The sequence below is a fragment of the Colwellia sp. TT2012 genome (assembly GCF_001440345.1).
GTDB lineage: Bacteria > Pseudomonadota > Gammaproteobacteria > Enterobacterales > Alteromonadaceae > Colwellia.
This window is the reverse complement of sequence record NZ_LJYX01000158.1, coordinates 1-766: the sequence shown is the minus strand read 5'-3', so window position 1 is coordinate 766 and position 766 is coordinate 1. Positions and strand designations below refer to the sequence as shown.

Here is a 766-nt window from a genome sequence, read left to right as displayed (position 1 = left end):
AACACGTCTTGTTTATTCAGAAGGTGAAGAGCAAATTTCACTGGGTGTACGTAACACCAGTCCGGATGTTCCTTATCTTATTCAGTCATGGGTGATGACCCCAGATAATAAAAAATCAGCAGACTTTATTATTACACCACCGCTATTTGTGCTGAATCCGGCAAATGAGAATCTGTTACGCATTATGTACATTGGAGCGCCGTTGGCGAAAGACAGAGAAACCCTTTTCTTCACTAGCGTACGGGCAGTCCCTTCAACAACGAAGCGGAAAGAGGGAAATACCCTGAAGATTGCCACACAAAGCGTCATCAAACTTTTCTGGCGACCAAAAGGTTTAGCGTATCCCTTAGGCGAGGCTCCGGCGAAACTGCGTTGCACTTCGTCAGCTGACATGGTTACGGTCAGTAACCCAACACCTTATTTCATTACCCTGACAGACCTGAAAATAGGTGGAAAAGTAGTTAAAAATCAAATGATTTCCCCCTTTGATAAATACCAATTTTCTCTGCCAAAGGGGGCCAAAAATAGCAGCGTAACGTATCGAACCATCAATGACTACGGGGCGGAAACGCCGCAACTCAACTGTATCTCGTATGCCGTCTTCTGCATGAAAAAAAATAAAACCATAAGCGACCTAGACACTAGCGTATTTATTCATAGTTATGTCATTATTAACTCTGGTGTTGTTTCAATTAATCCAAAAAACCGAATTACAATTAAATATCAGCCTTCCCGGCATATACTATACATTATTAACGTTACATTG

The 766-nt window shown here is 41.9% G+C and carries 1 protein-coding gene; it reads left to right on the top strand.

What is annotated here, in order from left to right; genetic code table 11:
- Positions 1–766, top strand: a 766-nt coding sequence (locus tag ASU03_RS19300; RefSeq protein ID WP_231731658.1) for a fimbrial biogenesis chaperone, incomplete at both ends; no start/stop codon positions are given.